2 protein-coding genes are annotated in these 5,007 nt (G+C 76.0%); both read left to right on the plus strand.

The features are described 5' to 3' along the window. The coding region (locus ACZ4VL_RS40090) for a type I polyketide synthase (RefSeq protein WP_468210821.1) at nt 1–3,489 on the plus strand (3,489 nt) is incomplete at its 5' end. 113 nt (nt 3,490–3,602) lie between these two features. Then, nucleotides 3,603–5,007, plus strand: a 1,405-nt coding sequence (locus ACZ4VL_RS40095) for a type I polyketide synthase (protein WP_468210824.1), incomplete at its 3' end; no start/stop codon positions are given.

The raw sequence follows: 5,007 nt of genomic DNA on the forward strand, positions 1-5,007 counted from the left end.
TCGTTCGCCGACCGGAAGACCAAGCGGCTCAGCGTGAGCCACGCGTTCCACTCGCCGCACATGGACGGCATGCTCGACGCCTTCCGTCGGGTCGCCGAGGGGCTCACGTACGCCGCCCCCCGCATCCCGGTCGTGTCCAACCTGACCGGTGCCGTGGCGGGCGAGGAGATGGCCTCGGCCGACTTCTGGGTCCGGCACGTCCGCGAAGCGGTCCGCTTCCTCGACGGCGTCCGCGCCCTCGAAGCCGCGGGCGTGACGACGTACCTCGAACTCGGCCCCGAAGGCGTCCTGTCCGCCCTCGCGCAGGACTGCCTCGTCCGGGACGAGGCCGGCTTCGCCCCGGTGCTGTGCGCGGACCGGCCCGAGGACGCCACCCTCGCCTCCGCCCTCGCCCGGGCCCACCTGCGCGGGATCGCCGTCGACTGGGCGGCGTACTACGCGGGCACCGGTGCCCGCCGGGTCGACCTGCCCACGTACGCCTTCCAGCGGCAGCGGTACTGGCTGGAGGAACCCGCCCACGCCCTCGCCGGCGACGTCGCGTCCGCCGGGCTCGGCGCGACCGCGCACCCGCTCCTCGGGGCCGCGGTCGACCTGCCCGACTCGGACGGGTTCCTCTTCACCGGGCGGCTCTCGCTGCGCACCCAGCCCTGGCTGGCCGACCACCGCGTCGCCGGAACCGTCCTGGTGCCGGGCGCCGCCCTGGTGGAACTGGCCGTCCGGGCCGGTGACCACGCGGGCTGCGGCCGCCTGGACGAGCTCACCCTCGAAGCACCGCTGGCGCTGCCCGAGACCGGCGGCCTCCAGCTGCGGCTGACCGTCGCCGACCCGGACGGGGACGGGCGCCGCGCCTTCCAGGTGTACTCGCGCTCCGAGCAGGCCGCGCCCGACGAGCCGTGGACGCGGCACGCCGACGGCGTCCTCGCGCCCGACGCCGCCGACCCCGAGGGCCGGGCCCTGGAGGAGTGGCCGCCGGCCGGAGCCGTCGAACTCCCCGTGGACGACCTGTACCCGGGCTTCGACGCCATCGGGCTGGGCTACGGCCCCGCATTCCGCAACCTGCACCGCGCCCACCGGCTCGGGGACGAGGTGTTCGCCGAGGTCTCCCTCGCCGAGGACCGCCTCCCGGACGCCGCCCCGTACGGGCTGCACCCGGCGCTCCTCGACGCCGCCCTGCACGCGGTCGGGCTCGGGGAGTTCTTCCCCGACGGCCCCGAGGGCGCGCGGCTGCCGTTCTCCTGGGACGGTGTCCGCCTGCACGCCGCAGGCGCCTCCACCCTGCGCGTACGGATGGCGCCGGCCGGCCGGGACGCGGTCGCACTCACCCTGTGGGACGGCGAGGGCCGACCGGTCCTCACCGTCGACTCGCTCGTCCTGCGCCCCTTCTCCACCGACGCCGTCGCAGCCGCCGCCGGCCTCGGCACCACCGGCCCGGTCCGTGACGCGCTCTTCCAGGTCGACTGGACCGCGCTCGCGCTGCCCGAGGCCCGCCCTGACACCGCCAGCCGCTGGGCGCTGCTCGGCGGCGACCCGCTCAAGGCGGGCGCGGGCCTGGAACGGACAGGCGTCCTCGACGCCGCCGCCGACCACACCCACCCCGACCTGGGCGCGCTCGCCGAGGCGTTCGACCTGGCCGAGGCCCTCGGCGAGCCGGCACCGGAGACGGTCCTCTTCTCCATGGCCCCCGACCTCGCCACGGCCGGCCGCGGTCCGGCGGTGCCCGCGGCCGCGCACGCCGCGACCGGACAGGCCCTGGAGCTGGTGCAGGGGTGGCTGGCGGACGAGCGGTTCGCCGCGTCCCGGCTCGCGGTCCTCACCCGCGGCGCCGTCGCCGCCGACCCCGACGAGGACGTGACGGACCCCGCGCACGCGGCGGTGTGGGGCCTGGTGCGCTCCGCGCAGGCCGAGCACCCGGACCGGTTCGTCCTGGTCGACCTCGACGGCGAGGACGCCTCCCACCGGGCCCTGCCCGCAGCCCTCGCCACCGACGAGACCCAGCTCGCCCTGCGCGACGGAGCGGTACGGGCGCCCCGCCTCGCCCGCGCGGTCCTCGCCCCGCCCGCGGAACCGACCGCCGACGGCACCCCCGCCGGCCCGGCCCTCGACCCCGGGGGCACGGTCCTGATCACCGGCGCCACCGGAACCCTGGGCGGACTGCTCGCACGGCACCTCGTGACCGAGCACGGCGTACGGCACCTGCTGCTCACCAGCCGCCGCGGCGCGGCCGCGGCCGGCGCCGGTGAACTCGCGGCCGGGCTGCGGGAACTGGGCGCCGAGGTCACCTGGGCGGCCTGCGACGCAGCCGACCGGGACGCCCTGGCCGCGCTGCTGGCCGACGTACCGGCCGGGCAGCCGCTGACGGCCGTCGTGCACACCGCCGGCGTCCTCGACGACGGCACCGTCACCACGCTCACCCCCGAGCGGATCACGAAGGTGCTCCGGCCCAAGGCCGACGCGGCCTGGAACCTGCACGAGCTGACCCGGGACCTCGACCTGGCGGCGTTCGTCCTGTTCTCCTCCGCGGCCGGCGTGTTCGGCAACGCCGGACAGGGCAACTACGCGGCGGGCAACACCTTCCTCGACGCACTCGCCCAGCACCGCCGGGCCGAGGGCCTGCCGGGCGTCTCGCTCGCCTGGGGCCTGTGGGACGACGAGGCCGGCATGGCCGCGACCCTCGACGCACAGGACCGGCAGCGCCTGAGCCGCGGCAGCATGGACGCCCTGTCCGAAGCGGACGGGCTGGCCCTGTTCGACGCGGCCCTGCGGGCCTCCACGGCCCACCGGGACGACACCGGGCCCGCGGCCGGGCCGGCGACCGCGAGCCTGCTCGTGCCCGCCCGGCTCGACCTGGCCGCACTCCAGGCCCGGGCCGGCGACGGCGTGGCACCCCTGCTGCGCGGCCTGCTCCGTACGCCCGTACGGCGCCGGACGAGCGCGGGCGCGGCCGCGGACGCCCCGGGATCGCTCGCGGAGCGGCTGGCCCAACTGCCGCCCGCCGAACGGGACCGGGTGCTCCTCGACACCGTCTGCACCCACGTCGCCCAGGTACTGGGCCACAGCGGCGCCGCGGCCATCGAACCGGGCAGTGCGTTCAAGGAGCTCGGCTTCGACTCGCTGACGGCGGTCGAACTGCGCAACCGGCTCGGCGCGGCCACCGGCCTCCGCCTCCCGGCCACGCTCATCTTCGACCACCCGACCCCCGAGCAGCTCGCCGGCTACCTGCGCTCCACCCTGCCGCTCGGCGCCGACGGACCCACCGTCTTCGGCGAACTCGACCGGCTGGAAGCCGCGTTGGCGTCCACCGACGCCGCGGATGCGGACAGCGTCACCCGCTCGCGGATCACGATGCGCCTCCAGGCCCTCATGGCCAAGTGGAGCGCCCGTCAGGAGCCCGGCCGGGCCACCGGCACCGACGAGGACACCGACGAGGACCTCGACTCGGTCACCGACGACGAGCTGTTCGACCTGCTCGACGACGAACTCGGCGTCTGAGCCTCCCGAGACCGCCGGGCGGGGCCGCCCCCGCCCCGCCCGGCCCCCGACCACACCACCACCACGGTCAGAACGACCCGTACGACCGCCTCTCTGGCATGGAGCCCACGCACATGGTGAACGAGGACAAGCTTCGCGACTACCTCAAGCGGGCGACCGCCGATCTGCGCCAGGCCCGCAGGCGGTTGCGCGAGGTCGAGGAACAGAACCAGGAACCCATCGCGATCGTCGCGATGAGCTGCCGCTACCCGGGCGGCGTCCGCACCCCCGAGGACCTGTGGCGGCTCGTCGCCGACGGCACCGACGCGATCTCCGCGTTCCCCGTCGACCGCGGCTGGGACGTGGAGACGCTCTACGACGCCGACCCCGACAGCGCCGGCTCCAGCTACGTCAGCGAGGGCGGCTTCCTCTACGACGCCGCCCGCTTCGACCCCGCCCCCTTCGGGATCTCCCCGCGCGAGGCCCTCGCGATGGACCCGCAGCAGCGGCTGCTGCTGGAGTCCTCCTGGGAGGCGTTCGAACGGGCCGGCATCGACCCGACCTCCGTGCGCGGCAGCCGGACCGCCGTCTTCGCCGGCGTCATGTACCACGACTACACCGCCCGCCTGGACAGCGTCCCCGAGGGCGTCGAGGGCTTCCTCGGCACCGGCAGCTCCGGCAGCATCGCCTCCGGCCGGGTGGCGTACACCTTCGGCCTGGAAGGCCCCGCGGTCACCATCGACACCGCCTGCTCGTCCTCCCTGATCGCCCTGCACCTGGCCGTGCAGGCGCTGCGGGCGGGGGAGTGCTCCATGGCCCTCGCCGGCGGTGTCACCGTCATGGCGACCCCCGCCACCTTCACCGAGTTCAGCCGCCAGCGCGGGCTGGCCCCCGACGGCCGCTGCAAGCCGTTCGCGGCCGCCGCCGACGGCACCGGCTGGGGCGAGGGCGTCGGCATGCTCCTCGTGGAGAAGCTGTCCGACGCCCAGCGCAACGGGCACCCGGTGCTCGCCGTGATCCGCGGCTCCGCCGTCAACCAGGACGGCGCCTCCAACGGTCTGACCGCCCCCAACGGGCCCTCGCAGCAGCGCGTCATCCACCAGGCGCTCACCAACGCCCGCCTGGCCGCCGCCGACGTGGACGTCGTCGAGGCCCACGGCACGGGAACGACGCTGGGCGACCCGATCGAGGCGCAGGCCCTGCTGGCCGCGTACGGGCAGGACCGCCCCGCCGACCGGCCGCTGCTCCTCGGCTCCGTCAAATCCAACATCGGGCACACCCAGGCCGCCGCCGGCGTCGCGAGCATCATCAAGATGGTCGAGGCGATGCGCCACGGCATCGTGCCCAAGACCCTCCACCTGGACGAGCCGACCCCGCACGTCGACTGGGAGTCGGGCGCCGTCTCGCTGATCGGCGAGAGCGTCCCCTGGCCGCAGACCGGAGCCCCGCGGCGTGCGGGCGTGTCGTCGTTCGGGTTCAGCGGCACGAACGCGCACGTGATCGTCGAGCAGGCCCCCGAGGTGGAGCCCGTGGACGCGG

This window comes from Streptomyces sp. NPDC029014 (assembly GCF_055564695.1).